This is a genomic window from Cryobacterium adonitolivorans, assembly GCF_004402695.1.
Lineage (GTDB): Bacteria > Actinomycetota > Actinomycetes > Actinomycetales > Microbacteriaceae > Cryobacterium > Cryobacterium adonitolivorans.
Map to the genome: position 1 here is coordinate 20019 of NZ_SOFL01000028.1, position 19152 is coordinate 39170.

Genomic DNA, 19152 nt, shown 5'->3' on the forward strand with positions numbered 1-19152 from the left:
CTCGAGAGAGGGGGTGGTGAAAAGTGTGGGGGGTCATGCAGGGGTGGGCCCGCCTCGCGGCGGACCCACCCCGGAATGCGGAACTAGCTCTTCGGCCAGCTCGACTCGATGGTGTCGACAACCTTCTGGGTGTCGTCGCCGCTCAGCCAGGACACAATGCCCTTCCAGAACGAGTCGGTGCCAACGGCACCCGGCATCAGGTCAGAGCCGTCGAAACGGAAGACCGTGTTCGGGTCCTGCAGGATCTCAACGCTCTGCTTCAGGATGTCGCTGGAGGCCAGCGAGGCGTCGAGGCCGGTGTTGGCACTGATGACGCCCTTGAGCGCCACGCGGTTGTTCGCCCACGTGTCGCTGGAGAGGTAGCTGAGCACTGCGGTGATTTCGTCGCTTTCGGCGAAGGCACTGACGAGCTCGCCACCACCGGTGACGGCCTGCTCTCCACCGGACTCAGCGGGCGGCAGGAGGAACGCGTAGACGTCGCCGTCGGGCGCAACCGTGGCGTCAGACCCATCGGCGTTCTTCCAGAAGCCCTCGTAGAACGAGGCCTGGTGGTGCAGCGCGCAGGTGCCATCGAGGACCGGGAGGCCGGCGTCGCCGAACTCCGTGGAGATGATCGACGAGACGTCGCCGAGTCCGGCGTTGACGTACTCCGGGTTCTTCAGGATGTCGCCGACCGAGTTGAATGCGGTGACGATGGCAGGGTCGTTGAACGGGATCTCGTGCGTGACCCACTTGTCGTAGGTTTCCGCGCCGGCCTGGCGAAGAACGTAGTCCTCAACCCAGTCCGTTCCCGGCCAACCCGTGGCGTCGCCCGAACCCACGCCAGCGCACCACGGCACGGTGCCGTCACTGGCGATCTGCGCGGTGAGGTCCATCATCTCGTCGAGCGAGGTGGGGATCTCGTAGCCCTTCTCCTTGAACTCCGAGGGCGAGTACCAGACGTAGCCCTTGACGCTGGCCATCAGCGGTGCGGCGTAGAAGGTGCCGTCGGCCGCGGTGCCGTAGCCCTTCCAGTCGGCGGACCACCACTCGTCGACGTTGGCTTCCACGGCTGCGGGTGCGGCCTTGAGGAAGCCGGCATCCGCGAGCTTGTTGAACAGGCCCGGCTGAGGAATGATGCCGATGTCCGGGGCGCTGCCACCCTCGGCCAGAACGGCGATCTGAGCCTCGAACTCCTTGGTGCCCGTGTAGTTCACGGTGATGCCGGTGCAAGCCTGGAAGTCGGCCCAGGACTTCACGAGCCGGTCGGCTTCATCGTCCTGAATGGTGCCGCCGATGGTGACCTCGGGGCTGCCCTCAAAGGTGCCGTAGTCGGTGTAAGCGGCGCAGTCGGTGTCTTCTGCGGTCTGGGCGGCGATGTCGCCGGTACAGCCGGCCAGGGCGAGTCCCATCACTGCGGCTGCAGCGACCGGGACCAAGAGCCGGCGATGCTGTTTCACGCTCATGCAAATCCTCCTCGTTGAGTAATGCTGGTGGCCGTATCGGTTTGACCGGTCGGGCCGAATGTGTGGTTCAGGTGCTCTGGGTTCCAGATATGGAAACGGTTGCATAAGGAACCGGTTCCACACCACAAAGTACGGCACAGAATCGATCGACACAAGCCCGACTTGGTTACAGGTTGACAAAGATAACGCTCTCACGACATTGGCCCTTCGAATCAGTCACACTTCGGTGTCGAATTTCTGGAACCGATTCCACCCCTGTCGTCGAACGGCTATGGTGTGCACAGCGGTTCCAACGATGGGGAGGCTGGCATGAGCGCGATCGCCGATGTCGCACGCCTGGCCGGTGTCGCCAAGGCCACGGCCTCCCGTGCCCTCAGCGGCCGGGGCTACGTGTCGGAAGAGACGCGCCGAAAGGTGGTCGACGCCGCCACCCTGATCGGTTACGTTGCCTCCCCGAATGCGGCCAGCCTGGTGACCGGGCGCACCAAGAGCATCGGTGTGATCATTCCGTTCATCAGCCGGTGGTTCTTCTCCGAGGTCCTCGAGAGCCTCGAGCGGTCCCTGCTCGCCGAGGGCTACGACATGACGCTGTACAACCTCCCGGCGCACTCGGCCGAACGGGAGCGGGTCTTTGACTTCTTTCTCGCCCGCAAGCGGTTCGACGGTGTCATCTCCGTCGGCGTCGAGCTCAGCGACGCCGAGGTCGGGCTCCTGCACCGACTGGGTCGTCCCTTGGTCGGCATCGGCGGTGAGATCCCCGGCGTGCATACCATTGCGATCGACGACACCGCGGCCGCGCGGTTGGCCACCGAACATCTGCTCAGCCTCGGCCACACCGACATCCGCCACATCGGCGGCGACCAGGTGGACCAGATGGATTTCGCTGTGCACACGAAAAGGCTCACCGGCTTCAATATGGCCATGAGTGCCGCCGGGCTGTCCGCGGATGGCTGCTTCGCCCCCTGCGCCTTCACGGTTCCCGGCGGGTACGGCGCCGGCCTGGCCTTGTTCGGCGACCCGCACCGGCGGCCGACGGCGGTCTTTGCGGCCAGCGACGAGATCGCGTTCGGCCTCATCGTCGCGGCCAGGGAACTCGGCATCCTGATTCCGTCCGAACTCTCGGTGATCGGCATCGACGGGCATCCCTATGCCGAGATGTTCCGGCTCACCACCATCGAACAGCACCCGCGCAACCAGGCCAGGATGGCCGTGGAGTCCCTGTTGCGCGCGCTCGAGCAGCCGTCGGCGCCGGTGACCCCGGGGCTGACGAGGGCGCCGACCAACTTGGTGATGCGCTCGAGCACGAGTGCACCGCGGTGACTTGCGGGTTAGCCTCGAGGGGATGATTCCCGATTTCCCAGGCACGCCAACCGCCGGCACCGCACCCCTCTGCACGACATCCCGCGGCACGACGCCGGATGCCGCGCCCTCGGCATCCACCCGGTATGCACCCCGGCGCCCGTTCGACCTGATGGCCACCATGTCGCCGCACCGCCGCGGCCGGGGCGACCCCACCGCCCGCGCCGACGCCGCCGGGCTCTGGCGCGCCCAGCGCACCCCGCTCGGACCGGCGACCCTGCTGCTGCGGCACGGTGCAGACGGCGTCGTCGACGCCCGCGCCTGGGGACCGGGCGCCGAGTGGAGCATCGCCCAGGTGCCCGCGCTGCTGGGCGACGGCGACGACTGGACCGGGCTCGACCTCGGCGGCCACCCTGCCCTCGCCGAGGTGCGCCGCCGCAACCCCGGCGTCTGGCTGGGCAGCTCCGGGCTGGTCTTCGAGGCCCTGATCCCCGCGATCATCGAACAGAAGGTCACCGCCCTCGAGGCCCACCGGGCCTGGTACCGCCTCATCCGCCAGCACGGCGAAGCGGCTCCGGGCCCCGCACCAGAGGGAATGATGGTCTCCCCCGGGCCCGACCGCTGGCGGCTGGTGCCGTCGTGGGACTGGCATCGGGCCGGCGTCGATCCACGCCGCTCGCGCACGGCCGTTTCTGTCGCGGCCGTGGCGGCGTCGGTTGACCGACCGGTCGACGCCGGCACCGTCGCACGGCGGCTGCAGTCCCTGCCCGGCGTCGGCCGCTGGACCGCCGCGGAGGTGACCCAGCGCTCGCACGGCGACCCCGATTCCGTGAGCGTGGGCGACTACCACCTCGCCGCCCAGGTGGGCTGGGCCCTGACCGGCTCCCCCGTCGACGACGACGGAATGCTCGAACTGCTCGAACCCTTCGCGGACCACCGCCAGCGCGTGGTGCGACTCATCCTGGACAGCGGCTACCGTGCCCCGCGCCACGGCCCGCGCATGACCATCCAGGACCACCGCGCGCACTAACCGGACGCCACGAGTAGGCACCTGCGCTACGACAGCCTGGCGCGGGTGCTCCGGTCAGCTGTCGCCGACGGCGATGGCCTCGGCTTCCTCGAGGGGGTCCTCGACGGCACCGTCGGCGCGGGCGAGGTGGCGGTGTCCGAGCACGATCACCAGCAGCGCCACGAGAACGGCCGCGGCGGCGGCGTAGAAGGGCGTCGCCGAGCTGAAGTGGTCGGCGAGCAGGGTGGCCGCAGGCGGAGCGATCGCCCCACCGAGGAACCGCACCCCAGAGTACGCGGACGACGCCACGCTTCGGGGCAGGTCGGTGGCCTCCATCACGCTCTCGGTGAGCACGGTGTTCAAGACGCCGAGCAACAGTCCGCCGACGATCACGCACCCGACCAGCCCGGTCGCCGACCCGATCAACAGGCCGGCCGCTGCCAGGTCAAGGGCGAGCAAGGGCAGCACGAGCCAAAGCACCCTGCTGCGGCGCATCCGCCGGGTGAGCAGAGGCGCCACCCAGACCGAGGTCACGGCCAACGAGAGCCCCCATCCGAAGAAGACCAGTCCCAGGTTGACGGCGCTGCCCAGGCCCAGCGGCACGAGCGCGAACGGCGTGTAGGCCAAGAGCACGAAGAAACCGATGTTGTAGAACAGGGCGGCACCGGCGAGGATGCCCAGACCCGGCCGGGCCAGCGCCCGGAAGGGGGCGGACAGCCGGGTGGGCACCGGCTGGGGCCCTTCGGTCTTGAGCAACACCACGATAGCGATGAACCCGACGGCCATGAGGGTGGCGCTGCCGAAGAACGGTCCGCGCCAGCTGATGCTGCCCAGCAGCCCGCCGAGCAGCGGTCCGATCGCGATTCCGAGGCCGAGTGCGGCCTCGTAGAGGATGATCGCCGAGGATGTTCCACCGGCCGCGGCGCCCACGATGGTGGCCAAGGCTGTGGAGATGAAAAGGGCGTTGCCCAGGCCCCAGCCGGCGCGGAAGCCGATGATAGATTCGACGTCCTGCGACAGCCCGGCCGCGAGGGCGAACGCGACGATCAGGGCCAGCCCGATCAACAGGGTGCGCTTGGCGCCGATGCGGCTGGACAGCCAGCTGGTGAAGAACATGGCGATACCGGTGATGAGCAGGTAGCTCGTGAAGAGCATCTCGGTCTCGGTGGGCGTTGCGGCGAGGTCAGCCGCGATGGCCGGCAGGATCGGGTCGACGAGGCCGATGCCCATGAACGCGATCACGCAGGCGAAGGCCACGGCCCACACCGCCGTTGGCTGGTGCAGGATGCTGGCGGCCGACGCATCAGGCGCTGGCGCGGCGGCGGTCGGTGCCGCGGACGCGGAGGACACGGTGGCCGGGGCGGCGCGCCGGCTCATCGGGCGGTCACCGTGGGCTCGGCGGCGAGGCGGTGCGGCGCCGCCATCCGTTCGGTGGCCTCAACCCTGTCGCGCAGGATGGCGACCGCGCGTTCGAGTGTCTCGACGTCGCCGGCGGAGAGGTCGGCAAAGTACGGCAGCAGAGCGGCGGCCAGTTCGGCGCGCCAGGCCGCGAGTGCGGCCTCCCCCGCCGGCGTGCTGGCGATGAGGCTGACGCGGGCGTCGTCGGGGTCGTTGGTGCGCTCTATCCAGCCGCGGGCAACGAGGCCGCCGGCGAGCTTGGTGGCGGTGGGCTGCGAGACGCGGCTCAGGTCGGCCAGTTCGCCAAGGCGGATCGGACCGGTGGAGCGCAGCACACTGAGGGTCCGCCACAGGGCGGGTGACTCGGTGCCGCGCGCGGCGCGAGCGGCCACGCGGGTGAGGCGGTGGTTGACGGAGACCAGGTCCCCGAGGATTACATGAAGATCTGCGGACATCCCCCCACCCTATACATAGCCAAGCTATATATCCAGCCTGCGAGCCGTGAGCTTAGCCCCGAAAACTCGGCTTTTTCGGTGCTTTTCTCACGGTTCGCGGGTTAACGGCAACGGGCGCCGCATCCAATGGATGCGGCGCCCGTGCGAGTAACTATCCCCTTGCGGGGCGAGATTACTTGAGGGTGACGGTTGCGCCAGCGGCCTCGAGGGAAGCCTTTGCCTTCTCGGCAGCTTCCTTCGCAACGCCCTCGAGGACGGCCTTCGGCGCGCCATCGACAACGGCCTTGGCCTCGCCGAGGCCCAGGCTGGTGAGCTCGCGCACAACCTTGATGACCTGGATCTTCTTGTCGCCAACGGCGTCGAGGATGACGTCGAACGCGCTCTGCTCTTCGACCTCTTCGACAGCGGCGGCGGGGCCAGCGGCTCCGGCAGCAGCGACGGGTGCAGCCGCGGTGACCTCGAAGGTCTCCTCGAATGCCTTGACGAACTCGGAGAGCTCGATGAGGGTGAGGCCCTTGAACTGCTCGAGCAGCTCTTCAGTGGAAAGCTTTGCCATGATTTTTCTCCTATTAGTTTCTTAGTTACTCACCGCGGTACAGGCAGATGCCTAGTTCGCGGACTCCTGCTTTTCACGCAGCGCTTCGATGGTGCGAACAGCCTTCGACAGCGGTGCGTTGAACAGATATGCGGCTCCGAACAGCGAGGCCTTGAAGGCGCCGGCAAGCTTGCCGAGCAGAACTTCACGGGACTCGAGGTCGGCGAGCTTGCCTACCTCTGCGGCGGTCAGGGGGTTACCGTCGAAGTAACCGCCCTTGACAACCAGGAGAGGGTTTGCCTTGGTAAAGGCACGCAGCTTCTTCGCGACGGCGACAGGGTCACCGTGTACGAAAGCGATAGCGGACGGACCAACGAGCTCCTCGTCGAAAGACGTGATGCCGGCGTTGTTGGCCGCGATCTTGGTGAGCGTGTTCTTTACCACGGCGTACGTGGCGTCCTCACTGATGGACGTGCGCAGCTCCTTGAGCTTCGCAACAGTGAGTCCGCGGTACTCGGTGAGCAGAACGGCGGTCGAGCTCTGGAATTTCTCCTGCAGCTCGGCGACCGTTGCTTCCTTGTTCGCCATGGCGCTCCTCTAAATATTCATGTGCCGGTAGCCCGGGGCGCAGACATGAAAAAAGCCCCAGCGCAAGCGCCGGAGCTGGGGCCAGTCGGACTGGCTAACTTCGAACACCTGCGCGGGCCGTTCACGTGAATGAACCTTCGATCGCTTTTCCATTTCTGGGCAGCGACAACCGGCGGTCTTTGGCTGTTCCCCACCTTACGGGATTCCCCCGGCGACGTGCAAATCGAGCTCGCGCCCACCCAGGTCCGAAAACTAGTTGACAGAAGTCCACTATGTATTTATAGTTGACATCTGTCAATTACGTAGCTGGAGATTCATGTCACGCCGTTCCACCACCACTCCCCCGAACCGGGCCATCTCGGCCGACGGTTCCATGACCAAGCGCCAGGTCCTCGAGGCCCTGTCCGGCCTGCTGCTGGGCATGTTCGTCTCGATCCTCGCCGGAACCGTCGTCAGCACCTCGCTGCCGATCATCATTTCCGACCTGAAGGGCGACCAGTCCGCGTACACGTGGGTCATCACGGCCACCCTGCTCGCGACCACGGTGTCGACGCCCATCTGGGGCAAGTTCGCCGACCTCTTCAACCGCAAGCTGCTCATCCAGCTCGCCCTGGCCACCTTCGTGATCGGCTCGGCCTTGGCCGGCTTCTCGCAGGACACCGGCACCCTCATCGGCTTCCGCGTGCTGCAGGGCCTCGGCGCCGGCGGTCTCGCCGCGCTCAGCCAGATCATCATGGCCGACATCATCAGCCCCCGTGACCGCGGCAAGTACGCCGGCCTGTTCGGCGGCGTCATGGCCCTCGGCACCGTCGGCGGCCCGCTGCTCGGCGGCGTGGTGACGGATGCCTTCGGCTGGCGCTGGAACTTCTTCATCGCCCTGCCCATCGCCATCGTCGCCATCGTTCTCCTGCAGCGCACCCTGCACCTGCCGCCGCGGGTGAAGCGCGCAGTGAAGATCGACTACCTCGGTGCCGCGCTGATCGCCGGTGGCGTCTCGTTGTTGATGATCTGGGTCACTTTGGCCGGCAACGACTTCGCGTGGGCATCCGTCACCTCGTTCGTCATGGTCGCCGCCGCCGCGCTGCTGCTCGTCGCCGCCGTTATCGTCGAATTCAAGGCTCCCGAGCCGATCATCCCGCTGACGCTGTTCAAGAACCGCACCTTCACCCTGGCCACCGTCGCCAGCATCTCGGTGGGCGTGTCGATGTTCGGCACCTCCGTCTTCCTCAGCCAGTACATGCAGCTGGCCCGCGGCGCCACGCCCACCCAGTCCGGGCTGCTCACCATTCCGATGATGGGCGGACTGTTGATCTCGTCGACGCTGTTCGGCACCCTGATCAGCCGCACCGGCAAGTGGAAGTCGATCATGGTCTCCGGTTCGGTCCTTGTGGTTGCCGGACTCCTGCTGCTCGGCACCCTGCAGTACGACACCAACCTGATCCTGGTCGGCATCTTCATGTTCGTCCTCGGTGCGGGCCTGGGCATGGTCATGCAGAACCTGGTCCTGGTGGTGCAGAACTCGATCGAGGTCAACAACCTCGGCGTGGCCACCAGCGCGGTCACGTTCTTCCGCAGCCTCGGCGGCACGGTCGGCGTCTCGGTGCTCGGCTCCGTGCTCGGCACCGTCGTCGCCCAGCACATCAAGGACGGCATCAGCACGCTCGCCCCGGCCGACCAGGTCGTCGCCGTGAAGACGCTGGGCTCCGGTGTCATCCCCCACGTCAGCGACCTGCCTGACGCCATCCGCGTCGTCGTCGAGTCGGCCTACGGCACCGGCGTCGGCACGGTCTTTCTGCTCGGTGTGCCGCTGGCCGTGATCACCCTGGTGATGGTCGCGCTGATGCCCAACGCGTCGCTCGGCACCCAGACTGCCATCGCCCTGACCAAGGCCGAGGCGGCACAGACCGCGCCGACGTCACCCGGGAACCTCGAGGATGACGACCTGCGCGAACTCGAAGACGCCGAGGACATGCTGATCGAAGTGGGCGCGGCCTCCGCCGGCCTCACCCCGGTGGGCCTGGCTCACCCGACGGGCTCGATCCGCGTGCAGCGCGACTCAGGCTCCTCTGACGACCCGAGCACCGGTCGATAGTGTGATGGTCATGACCGAACACGGCGCACTCCTCCCGGCCACCGAGCCCGGCGACACGGCCCCAGCGGCCCCTGCCGCCGAGGCTCTGGCCGAGGTCGAGGAACAGATGATGGAGCTGGCCGCCTATGTGCGCGGCGCCATGCGCGACTCGGCCCTGCGCATCGACCCGGCGCTCCAGCCGTTCGGTCTCAAGATCCTGCGAACGCTGCGGCGCTGTGGACCCACGCATGCAAGCGCCCTGGCGGAGGCGCTCGAGGTGGACCGCAGTGTGATCAGCCGCCAGGCCCGGCTGCTCGAGGACCTCGGCCTGCTCGAGCTCGCTGCGGACCCCGCCGACGGGCGCGCCAGATTCCTCGCGGCAACCCCCCTGGCGATCCAGAAAATGGCGGCAATGCCCGGAGGTGACAAGAGCCTCCTGCACGGCAGGCTGGCCGCCTGGCCCGAAGCAGACCTGCACCAGTTCGCCCTGCTGCTGAAACGGTTGAACTCCCCCGACGGAAGCCCGACTGGTCGCGAGTAGCTGTACCGGCGGGCCATCCGGAGCATGATGGGAGACATGACCATCAGCGCAGATGCCGGCCAGAGTGACTTCCGAGCCAGCCGACAGGAGGGCATCCACCCGCGGCCGCAACTCGTGCGCCGGCGCTGGCATGAGTTGGCGGGCGCGTGGGGGTTCGCCTTCGACGACGCCGAAGAGGGCGAGGCCGCGCGCTGGTACGCGCAGCCGCGGTTCGACCGCACCATCCAGGTGCCGTTCCCGTTCGAATCGGCCACCTCGGGCATCCACGACACCGGCTACCACCGCACCGTCTGGTTCTCCCGCCGGTTCGGCGCCCACGACCTGGCCGCGGCGGGTTTCGATCCCGGCTCTCCCCTGGCGCAGCGGATGCACCTGCGCTTCGCGGCGGTCGACTACCGGGCCAGGGTCTGGATCGACGGCTGCCTGGTCGGTGAGCACGAGGGCGGGCAGACCCCGTTCTCATACGACATCACCGATGTCCTCACCCCGACCCTGGCCGAGCACACCGTGGTCGTCTGCGCGGTTGACGACCCCGTCGACGCCGCCCAGCCACGCGGCAAACAGGACTGGCGGCTCGACCCGCACTCAATCTGGTACCACCGCACCAGCGGCATCTGGCAACCGGTCTGGCTGGAGGCCACCAACGAGACTGCGGTGTCGCTGCTGCACTGGACACCGGACCTCGTCACCGGCACCGTGCGGGTGCGGGTGGACCTGAACCGGCGACCGGCGACCGGCAGCACGCTCCGCTACGCCCTGAGCTTTGAGGGCGCACCGGTGGCGGAGGCCAGCCACACGGTGTCCGACGTGTCCTCCACCACCACCATCACCCTGCCGGCGCAGACGAACGGCCAGGCCTCCGAGGAGTTGCTCTGGAGCCCGGAGACACCGCGGCTGCTCGACGCCACCGTCACCCTGACGACAGCGGGAACGATCCAGGACGAGGTCTGGTCCTATCTCGGGCTCCGTTCCGCCGGCATCGGCGCGGGCCGGTTTCTGCTCAACGAGCGGCCGTACTACGTGCGATCGGTGCTTCAGCAGGGGTACTGGCCGCAGTCCCACCTGGCCAGCCCGTCGCCGCAGGATCTGCGCCGCGACGTCGAGCTGATCAAGGAACTCGGCTTCAACGCCGCCAGGGTGCACCAGAAGATCGAGGATCCACGCTTCCTGTACTGGGCCGACCGGCTTGGCCTGCTCGTCTGGGGCGAGGCCCCTGGCGCCTTCGAATTCAGCGCGACGGCCATGCGGCGCACGGTCGCGGAGTGGACGGCCGTGCTGGAGCGCGACCTCTCGCATCCGTCGATCGTCACCTGGGTGCCGGTGAACGAGAGCTGGGGGGTGCCGCACATCGGCCACGACCCCGCCCAGGCCTCCTTCGTGAGGGCGTTGGTCGCACTCACCCGGGCGATCGATCCGTCTCGCCCGGTCGTGTCCAACGACGGCTGGGAACACGTCGACTCCGACATCCTGACGGTCCACGACTACGACGCGGACGGCGAAGCGCTGCGCGCGCGCTACCAGGACGACGACGCGATCACCCGGCTGCTCACCGGGCTTGGCCCGGCCGGGCGGCGTCTCGTGCTCCCCGGCCAGGACCCGTCCGGCCGGAACGCCGCCGGCCGGCCGGTGATGCTCACCGAGTTCGGCGGCATCTCATTTCCGCGGGAGGACGCCGACGCCGAGGCGTGGGGCTACTCCAGCGCCAGCTCCACGGATGATTTCCTCGCCCGCCTCGCCGCCGTGGTGGGCGCCGTCCTGGCGAGCACGGCGCTGGCGGGGTTCTGTTACACCCAGCTGACCGACACCCTGCAGGAGACCAACGGGCTCCTTGATGAGGCTCGCAACCCCAAGGCCCCGATGGAACGGCTGCGGGCGATCATCGGCGGAGTGCGCCCGGATTGATCCTGCCGGCCTCGCCCCAGCTCAGGCCAGGGGCAGCGCCACCCTGAAGCTGGTGCGCCCCGGCCTGCTATCCACCATGACCTCGCCGTGGTGGGCCAGGACGACGGCCTGCACGATCGCCAGGCCGAGACCGGTGCTGCCGCCGGTGCCGCGGAACCTGGAGCTGTCGCCGCGGGCGAACCTCTCGAACAGGGTCGCCCGTAGATTCTCCGGGATACCGGGGCCGTCGTCGGTCACGGTGACCACGGCGCTGGGGCCCTCGGTGGTCAGCGACACGTGCACCCGGGTGCCCGCGTCGGTGTGCACGCGGGCGTTGGCGAGCAAGTTCGCGAAAACCTGGTGCAGGCGCGGCCCGTCACCGGACGCCAGCACGGGTTCGTCAGGCAGGTCGAGGTCCCAGCTGTGGTCGCGGCCGACCGCATGGGCGTCACTGACCACGTCCACGAGCAGCCTGGTGAGGTCCACGGGCTCGCGTTCCAGCTCGCGGCCCTCGTCGAGGCGGGCGAGCAGTAGCAGGTCTTCAACGAGGCCCGTCATCCGCACCGACTCCGACTCGATGCGCCCGAGCGCGTGGATGGCGTCCGGCGGCAGTTCCTGGCCGCTGCGCCGGGTGAGCTCGGAGTAGCCGCGGATCGACGCGAGCGGGGTGCGCAACTCGTGGCTGGCATCCGCCACGAACTGGCGCACCTTGTTCTCGCTGGCCTGCCGGGTTTCGAGGGCGATGTCGACGTGGTCGAGCATGCGGTTGAGCGCCGAGCCCACCCGGCCGACCTCGGTGCGGGGATCGGTGTCTGCCAGCGGAACCCGGTCGACGAGCAGCACCTCACCGCGATCCAGCGGCAGTTCGGAGACCCGGGTGGCCGTGGCGGTCACCCGCTGCAAGGGACGCAGGGCCAGGCGCACGATCGCGGTGGCGAGGAACGCCACCAGCACGATGCCGGCCAGCGACACGACGGCGATGACGAGCGCCAATTGGGTGGCCGTGCCGGTAACGCTGGACACGGGTAGCCCTACCAGGTAGAGCGCCCCGGTGGGTGCTGCCTGGGCGAGGACCCGGTACTCGCCGACGTCGCTGCCGAGGTCCACAGTGAACGGGACCGACGTGCTGCCCTCCTGCACCGCGGCGTCGAGCTCGGTGAGTAGCTGGGTGACCTGGTCGTTGCTCAGGGCCACAACAGTTCCGGTGTCGTCGGTGTAGCCGGTTGTGACGGTGCTGCCGTCATAGACCAGCGCGAGGGTGCCCGGCGGCTGGGAGGGTCCGTTGAGCACCTTGCTGGCCGTGGGCGTGCCGATGTTGAAGTCGGCGCCCGTCGGCCGCCCGCCGCCGAAGGCCACGCTGGAACGTTCGGCCGCGCTCTCAACCTGCCGGTCGAGGCCGTCCATCAGGTTGGCGCTGAGGATGGCCACGCTCACCACTCCGATGACCAGACTGACCAAGGCGAGCAGGCCCACCACGGCGACAACCAGGCGCCGGCGCAAGGTCCAGGGCGCCCGGCCGCTGCGGGTCGGGATGATGGGGGCGGTGGCGGCGGATGCTCCCCTGGCCATCAGGCGATCTTCAGCATGTAACCGGCGCCGCGCACGGTGTGGATCATCGGCTCGCGGCCGGCATCCACCTTCTTGCGCAGATAGGAGATGTAGATCTCCACGACCGAGGACTTGCCACCGAAGTCGTAGCTCCACACCCTGTCGAGGATCTGGGCCTTGCTGAGCACCCGGCGCGGGTTGCGCATCAGGAACCGCAGCAGTTCGAACTCGGTAGCGGTCAGCTCGATCTGTTCGCCCGCGCGGAACACCTCGTAGCTGTCCTCGTCGAGGGTGAGGTCACCCACGGAGATCCGGGGGTCGCTGGAGTCGGAGACGGCCATCGTGGAGCGACGGATGAGGCCGCGCAGCCTGGCGACGACCTCTTCCAGGCTGAACGGCTTGGTGACGTAGTCGTCGCCACCTGCTGTGAGGCCGGCGATGCGGTCGTCGAGCGAGTCCTTGGCGGTGAGGAAGAGCACGGGCGTTTGGTAGCCATCCGCCCGCAGCCGCTGGAGCACCTGCAGGCCGTCGATGTCGGGCAGCATGATGTCGAGAACGATGACGTCGGGCCGGAACTCGCGCGCCTGGGTGAGCGCGGCCCGGCCTTCGCCGGCCGTGCGCACCTCCCAGCCCTCGTAGCGGAGGGCCATCGAGAGCAGGTCGGTGAGGGTGGGTTCGTCGTCGACGACGAGCACCCGGATCGGGGAGCCGTCGGCCTTGCGAAGGCGGGGTCCGTGGGCCGGCTGCTCGTTGGTTCGGGTGTTCATGCGTCGAAGTATCCATGCCTTTCCTATGAACCGGCTTTACGTCACCCACGACGATCCTGAGAAAACGCGCCCGGCGGCCTTCTGGGCCGATTCATAGGCAGGCCATAGTGCAGCCACAACCGCGCTCCTTAGCTTCTAAGGCAACGGCGGGAACCTCCCTGCCACCGGACTGGAGAATCGATGTTTGTCACGTATCTGCGACGAGAGCTGGCGGGTCGCCGTAAGCAGACCGCCATCGTCGCCATCGGCATGGCGCTCGCCATCGCCCTGGTCATTATTGTCAACGCCGTGTCGAGCGGAGTGCAGCTGGCACAGTCCACCGTGCTGGCCTCGGTTTACGGCGTCGGCACCGACATCACCGTCAGCCAAACCCCGGCCGCGCCCACCGAGGGCGAAGCAGGCACCGGCGGGCCGCAGAACTTCGACTTCGGCGCGGATGCCGGCGCCACCACCGACGGGACCACCACCGTCAGCCAGTCCCGGCTCTCCGTCGACCGGGGCACCACCGCTTTCGACGCCATCGCGCTGGACACCGCCAGCGGCATCGACAACGTCTCCGCAGCCGCCGCGACCCTGTCGCTGAGCAACACCACCTTCGACGGCGCCCTGCCCGAACGCTCCACCACCGACACCGGCACCGCTCCGACCGGAGACGACGCCGCAGTCGGCGGAACCCCACCCAGCGGCGGGCCCGACGGCGCCGGCGGCAGTTCGTTCAGCGTCGACTCCTTCACCGTGCTGGGCCTCGACCCGGCCGATGACGCCGTCGGACCGCTCTCGGCCGTGAGCCTCACCGACGGACGCAGCCTGGAGAGCGCCGACGCGGGCACCAACGTGGCCGTCCTCGACGCCAGCTACGCCACCACCGCCGAACTCGTCGTGGGCGACACCGTCGCCATCGCGGGCACCGACTTCACCGTCGTCGGCCTGGTCACAGCCTCGTCGGCGGATGCCGCCACCGCCTCCAACGTCTACATCCCTCTCGATGTCGCCCAGGCCTTGTCCGGCCTGACCGATCAAGTCACCGACATCTACGTGCAGGCCGCTTCGTCCACCGACATCGAGCAGATCCAGGCCGACGTCGAGGGCGCCCTGCCGGATGCCACCGTGCAGACCCAATCCGACCTCGCCTCGAGCGTGTCAGGGTCGCTCTCCAGCGCCTCAGACCTGGTCAAGAACCTCGGCCTCTGGCTGTCGCTCATCGTGCTGGCGGCGGCGTTCCTGATCGCCATCCTGTTCACGATCTCCGGCGTCACCCGCCGCACCCGCGAATTCGGCACCCTCAAGGCGATCGGCTGGTCTAACGGCCGGATCGTGCGGCAGGTTGCCGGCGAATCCCTGGTACAGGGTCTGATCGGCGGGGTTGTCGGCATCGCGGTCGGCCTGGCCGGCATCCTGGTGATCAACCTCGTGGCCCCCACCCTGACCGCGGGCGCGGCCACGGCAGACCCGGCATCCGCCCTGGGCGGCCCCGGCGGCGGCTTCGGTCAGGCAACGGTCGAAGCCGCCACCTCCGACATCGTGCTGCAGGTGCCCGTGACGCTGTCGGTCATCCTCATCGCCGTCGGACTCGCTGTCCTCGGTGGGCTGCTCGCCGGCGCGATCGGCGGCTGGCGCGCCTCGCGCCTGAGCCCGTCCGAAGCACTGCGCAGCATCGCGTGACCTCCACTGCCGATTTCATCCCGAGAATTGAGCTCCCATGTATGAACTGACCAATGTCACCAAAAAATACGATCAGGGCAAGCGCTCGGTCACAGCCCTCAACAAGGTCACGCTGTCCATTCCGGATGGCCAGATGGTCGCCATCCAGGGACCGACCGGTGGCGGCAAGTCCACCCTGCTGCAGATGCTCGGCGCCCTTGACCGGCCCAGCGAGGGCACGGTGCAGCTCGGGTCGTCCGACCTCTCCAAGCTCGGCCAGGGGCCGCTGGGCGAGATCCGGGCGCGGGAGGTCGGCTTCGTGTTCCAGGGTTTCAACCTGATCCCCACTCTCACCGCGCAGGAGAACGTGGAGACCGCGCTCGCGCCGCTCGGGGTTTCCACGCCGGATCGCACCTCGCGGGCCGCGGCAGCGCTCGAGTCCGTGGGGCTCGGCGAGCGCGGCAGCCACCTGCCGGCCGAACTCTCCGGCGGCCAACAGCAGCGCGTGGCGATCGCCCGTGCCCTCGTGAAAGAGCCGGCGGTGCTGCTGGCCGACGAACCGACCGGGAATCTTGACGAGCAGACCCGTGACGAGATCATGGACCTGCTCGAGGGCCTTTGGCGGGCGAAGGGCCTCACCCTGATTGTGGTCACCCACGACTCGGCTGTCGCCAGGCGCGCCCAGCGCCGCCTCGTGATAAGGAACGGGGTTGTGCGCGAAGTCGCCTGATCTCGTTGCCGCCGGCCGCACAAAAACACCCCGGACGACTATTCGTCCGGGGTGTTCCTGTGTGCGGGCGTGCCGCGGTTATGCCCGACGCAACCCGCGGGCCAGCAGCAGTCCGGCGCCGAGGAGCACCGCGAGGAGGCCGCTACTGGGTTCGGTGTCCCCCGGCGGGGTGGCGGCCGAGGCCGCCGACAGAGAGCAGAATGGAACCTGTGCCCCACTCGCTGCTGTCCCTCTTCCAGTTGGATGAGCAGATCTCCATCTCCCCGTCCGCCGCCGCCGCGACTCCGCCGCCGGCGCCGGCGATGGCGCACCTCGGTCGCATCGTGGCCGACTCCACCGACCGGGTCGCCTGGCTTCGGGCTCGCAGCCAAGGCATCACCGCCACGGATGTCGCCAAGCTCGCCACCGAGAAATCCGTGCACAACGCGGCCAGGGAAAAGATCAACGGCAGCGGATTCGGCGGCAATCCGTACACCGACCACGGTCGGGCCAGGGAACCTGAAATCGCCACCTGGGTGCTGGCGAACTACGGCATCGAACCGAGCACCAATCTGTTCCACGCCGCGGGGCAGCCCCGCCATCTGGCCACTCCCGACGGCCTGGGCCTGGCGAGGAACGGCGTCTTCGAACTCGCCGAGATCAAGACCACCAGCAAACCGTGGCGCAGCATCCCCCGCTCGTACCTGCGGCAGATCTGGTGGCAACAGTACGTGCTCGGCGCCGACCGTACTCTGCTGGTGTGGGAGGAGCACGACAACTTCGTGCCCCGCAACGCCGTGCCCGAGTGCCGCTGGATCGACCGGGACGACGACCAGATCAGGATCCTGGTGGGTTTCGCCGACCAGCTGATCGACCTGCTCAACCACCAGCGCGAGCGTGAGCGCGCCGACGCACCGCCGCCCTACGACTACGGCCGCTGAGTCGGACGATCGATCATTTGATTCTGCTCGACAGAAATCAGTCGAATGTTGTGCTTTGATTGATAGATGATCGACATAAGTCGTGGAGATGCGCTCGGCTCCACCGGCACGAGTGATCTCTTCCAGATCCTTCGCGACGGCCACTCCCGCACGCGCACCGAATTGGCCAGCCTCACCGGGCTCGCTCGTTCGACCATCGCCCTGCGCATCGACTCCCTCGTCAAGCTCGGCCTCGTCGGCCCCAGCGCCGACGCGCCGTCCACCGGTGGTCGGCCGTCCTCCCAGGTGGCGCTGGCAACCGGCACGAAAATCGTGCTCGGCGTGGACATCGGCGCCTCTCACGTGCGGATCGCGGTCAGCGATCTGACCGGGCGCCCGTTGTACGAGACAAGCGCCGCCATCGCCGTCGCCGCCGGGCCCGACTCGGTGCTCGGCTGGGTGATCGAGGCCGGTGACACCCTCTTGCGCGAGTCCGGCCGGCCCACAGCCGACCTGCTCGCCATCGGGGTTGGCCTGCCCGGCCCGGTCGAATACAGCAGCGGCCGGCCGATCAACCCGCCGATCATGCCCGGCTGGGACCGGTTCGACGTGCGCGGCACCCTGCAAGCGCATTTCCACGTTCCCGTGCTGGTGGACAACGACGTGAACATCATGGCACTCGGCGAACGCGAGACCGCCTGGCCGAATGTGGACCATCTCATCTTCGTCAAGGTGGCCACCGGCATCGGCTCCGGCGTGATCTCCGGCGGCATCCTGCAGCGCGGCGCCCAGGGCATCGCCGGGGACATCGGCCACGTGCAGGTGCCGCGTGGGGCCGACGTGCCCTGCCACTGCGGCAACCGCGGCTGCCTGGAGGCGTTGGCGTCCGGGCCCGCCCTGGCCGCGCAGCTGCGCGGCCAGGGGCTGCATATCAACACCAACCAGGATGTCGTGGACTTGGTCAAACGCGGCAACCTCGAGGCCATCCAGGCGGTGCGGCAGGCCGGCCGGGATCTCGGCGAGGTACTGACCGCCTGCGTCAGCCTGATCAACCCGTCGGTCATCGTGATCGGCGGCTCAATGGCGCAGGCCGGGGAGCATCTGATCGCCGGTGTACGCGAGGTCGTGTACACCCGGTCGATGCCCCTGGCCACCCAGCACCTGCAGATCACCCAGTCCGGCGCAGGTCCGGACGCCGCCGTGATCGGAGCAAGCATGCTGGCCATCCATCACGCCCTCTCGCCCGCCCGGGTGGACGCCATGGTGCTGGAACTGATGGAAACCGCTGCCCTGGCGAAATAGGACCGTCAGCGGCTGCTGAATGCGGCATCGAATGAGGCTGTCGGCGCTTCGAACGCCAACCTGCGCACGAACTCCAGCGCCTCCGGGGCGCCGACGAGGCGGTCCATCCCGGCGTCCTCCCATTCCACCGAGATCGGGCCGTCGTAGCCGATGGTGTTCAGCATCCGGAAACTGTCCTCCCAGGGCACGTCACCGTGGCCGGTGGAGATGAAATCCCAGCCCCGGCGCGGGTCCGCCCAGGCCAGGTGCGAGCCCAGTCGACCGTTGCGCCCGTTCACCATGCGCTTCTTGGTGTCCTTGCAGTCCACGTGATAGATCCGGTCCCTGAAGTCCCAGAGGAACCCGACCGGGTCCAGGTCCTGCCAGACGAAGTGACTCGGGTCCCAGTTGAGCCCGAACGCCTCCCGGTGGCCGATGGCCTCGAGGGTGCGCACCGTGGTCCAGTAGTCGTAGGCAATCTCGCTGGGGTGCACCTCATGCGCGAATCGCACTCCAACCTCGTCGAAGACGTCGAGGATCGGGTTCCACCGGTCGGCGAAGTCCTGGTAGCCCGCGTCGATGGCCTCCTGCGACACCGGGGGGAACATGGCGATGTACTTCCAGATCGACGAACCGGTGAAGCCGATCACGGTCTTCACCCCCAGCTTCGCCGCGAGCCGGGCGGTGTGCTTCATCTCCTCGGCCGCTCGCCGCCGCACCCCCTCCGGGTCGCCGTCGCCCCACACCACATCCGGCAGGATGTCCCGGTGCCGCTGGTCGATCGGGTCGTCACAGACCGCCTGCCCCTTGAGGTGGTTGGAGATCGCGTAGACCTTGAGGTTGTACTTCGCCAGAATCGCCAGTCGATCGGCCACATAGGCGTCGTCATCCCACCGCCAGGGGTCCAGGTGGTCGCCCCAGCAGGCGATCTCCAGCCCGTCGTAGCCCCAGCCGGACGCAAGCCTGGCCACTTCTTCGAACGGAAGGTCGGCCCACTGGCCGGTGAACAGGGTGACGGGACGGGGCATCGAATTCTCCAGTGACTAGGTGGAACCGGCTGATTA

Annotated in this window: 17 protein-coding genes; 9 read left to right on the forward strand and 8 right to left on the reverse strand. The window is 68.1% G+C overall.

Annotation, left to right across the window (positions count from 1 at the left end; translation table 11 throughout):
• Nucleotides 1-83 precede the first annotated feature (83 nt).
• Nucleotides 84-1445 (reverse strand): ABC transporter substrate-binding protein, encoded by a 1362-nt coding sequence (locus E3O42_RS08230; RefSeq protein WP_134453483.1) that lies wholly within the window; start codon nt 1443-1445, stop codon nt 84-86.
• A gap of 309 nt (nt 1446-1754) precedes the next feature.
• Here E3O42_RS08230 and E3O42_RS08235 point away from each other — a divergent pair, with 309 nt between their 5' ends.
• On the forward strand, nt 1755-2765 hold the full coding sequence (locus E3O42_RS08235; protein ID WP_134453484.1) for a LacI family DNA-binding transcriptional regulator: 1011 nt from the start codon (nt 1755-1757) through the stop codon (nt 2763-2765).
• A gap of 22 nt (nt 2766-2787) precedes the next feature.
• Entirely contained in the window at nt 2788-3774 is a 987-nt protein-coding gene (locus E3O42_RS08240) for a DNA-3-methyladenine glycosylase family protein (protein WP_241984721.1), read from the forward strand.
• 54 nt (nt 3775-3828) lie between these two features.
• On the opposite strand, the gene E3O42_RS08245 is transcribed toward E3O42_RS08240, so the two are convergent.
• From E3O42_RS08245 to rplJ, 4 genes are all read right to left on the reverse strand, one after another.
• Nucleotides 3829-5130 carry an MFS transporter gene (locus E3O42_RS08245; protein WP_134453485.1) on the reverse strand — a complete coding sequence of 434 codons (1302 nt, stop codon included), beginning with the start codon at nt 5128-5130 and terminating at the stop codon, nt 3829-3831.
• Entirely contained in the window at nt 5127-5606 is a 480-nt protein-coding gene (locus E3O42_RS08250; RefSeq protein ID WP_134453486.1) for a MarR family winged helix-turn-helix transcriptional regulator, read from the reverse strand. The genes E3O42_RS08245 and E3O42_RS08250 overlap by 4 nt, the downstream gene beginning before the upstream one ends.
• A 172-nt stretch (nt 5607-5778) precedes the next feature.
• Nucleotides 5779-6162, reverse strand: a complete 384-nt coding sequence (gene rplL, locus E3O42_RS08255; RefSeq protein WP_134453487.1) for a 50S ribosomal protein L7/L12 — start codon at nt 6160-6162, stop codon at nt 5779-5781.
• 51 nt (nt 6163-6213) lie between these two features.
• Nucleotides 6214-6729 carry a 50S ribosomal protein L10 gene (gene rplJ, locus E3O42_RS08260; RefSeq protein ID WP_088455040.1) on the reverse strand — a complete coding sequence of 172 codons (516 nt, stop codon included), beginning with the start codon at nt 6727-6729 and terminating at the stop codon, nt 6214-6216.
• Between the two features lie 316 nt (nt 6730-7045).
• Between rplJ and E3O42_RS08265 the strand changes: the two genes are divergently transcribed.
• From E3O42_RS08265 to E3O42_RS08275, 3 genes are read left to right on the forward strand one after another with little or no spacing between them, the layout of a single operon-like run.
• The gene (locus tag E3O42_RS08265) at nt 7046-8821 is read left to right on the forward strand and encodes an MDR family MFS transporter (protein WP_420897872.1); all 1776 of its coding nucleotides are present in this window, start codon (nt 7046-7048) and stop codon (nt 8819-8821) included.
• Between the two features lie 10 nt (nt 8822-8831).
• On the forward strand, nt 8832-9341 hold the full coding sequence (locus E3O42_RS08270; RefSeq protein ID WP_241984722.1) for a MarR family winged helix-turn-helix transcriptional regulator: 510 nt from the start codon (nt 8832-8834) through the stop codon (nt 9339-9341).
• A gap of 36 nt (nt 9342-9377) precedes the next feature.
• Nucleotides 9378-11243, forward strand: coding sequence for a glycoside hydrolase family 2 TIM barrel-domain containing protein (locus E3O42_RS08275; RefSeq protein ID WP_134453489.1), 1866 nt, complete (start codon nt 9378-9380; stop codon nt 11241-11243).
• A 21-nt stretch (nt 11244-11264) separates the two neighbouring features.
• On the opposite strand, the gene E3O42_RS08280 is transcribed toward E3O42_RS08275, so the two are convergent.
• Nucleotides 11265-12791, reverse strand: coding sequence for a sensor histidine kinase (locus E3O42_RS08280; RefSeq protein WP_134453490.1), 1527 nt, complete (start codon nt 12789-12791; stop codon nt 11265-11267).
• Nucleotides 12791-13537, reverse strand: a complete 747-nt coding sequence (locus tag E3O42_RS08285; protein WP_134453491.1) for a response regulator transcription factor — start codon at nt 13535-13537, stop codon at nt 12791-12793. Before E3O42_RS08285 ends, E3O42_RS08280 begins: the two co-directional genes overlap by 1 nt.
• Before the next feature lie 180 nt (nt 13538-13717).
• Here E3O42_RS08285 and E3O42_RS08290 point away from each other — a divergent pair, with 180 nt between their 5' ends.
• The 4 genes from E3O42_RS08290 to E3O42_RS08305 all read left to right on the forward strand — a co-directional run bounded on the left by E3O42_RS08290 (nt 13718) and on the right by E3O42_RS08305 (nt 18109).
• A complete protein-coding gene (locus E3O42_RS08290) occupies nt 13718-15199 on the forward strand; it encodes an ABC transporter permease (RefSeq protein WP_134453492.1) in 1482 nt (493 codons plus the stop codon).
• 37 nt (nt 15200-15236) lie between these two features.
• Nucleotides 15237-15908: an ABC transporter ATP-binding protein gene (locus tag E3O42_RS08295; RefSeq protein WP_134453493.1), complete on the forward strand. Its 672-nt coding sequence runs from the start codon at nt 15237-15239 to the stop codon at nt 15906-15908.
• A gap of 302 nt (nt 15909-16210) precedes the next feature.
• Nucleotides 16211-16828 carry a YqaJ viral recombinase family protein gene (locus E3O42_RS08300; RefSeq protein WP_241984732.1) on the forward strand — a complete coding sequence of 206 codons (618 nt, stop codon included), beginning with the start codon at nt 16211-16213 and terminating at the stop codon, nt 16826-16828.
• A 66-nt stretch (nt 16829-16894) separates the two neighbouring features.
• The gene (locus tag E3O42_RS08305) at nt 16895-18109 is read left to right on the forward strand and encodes an ROK family transcriptional regulator (protein WP_174844235.1); all 1215 of its coding nucleotides are present in this window, start codon (nt 16895-16897) and stop codon (nt 18107-18109) included.
• A gap of 5 nt (nt 18110-18114) precedes the next feature.
• On the opposite strand, the gene E3O42_RS08310 is transcribed toward E3O42_RS08305, so the two are convergent.
• Nucleotides 18115-19116, reverse strand: a complete 1002-nt coding sequence (locus tag E3O42_RS08310) for a sugar phosphate isomerase/epimerase family protein (RefSeq protein ID WP_134453495.1) — start codon at nt 19114-19116, stop codon at nt 18115-18117.
• Between the last annotated feature and the right edge of the window lie 36 nt (nt 19117-19152).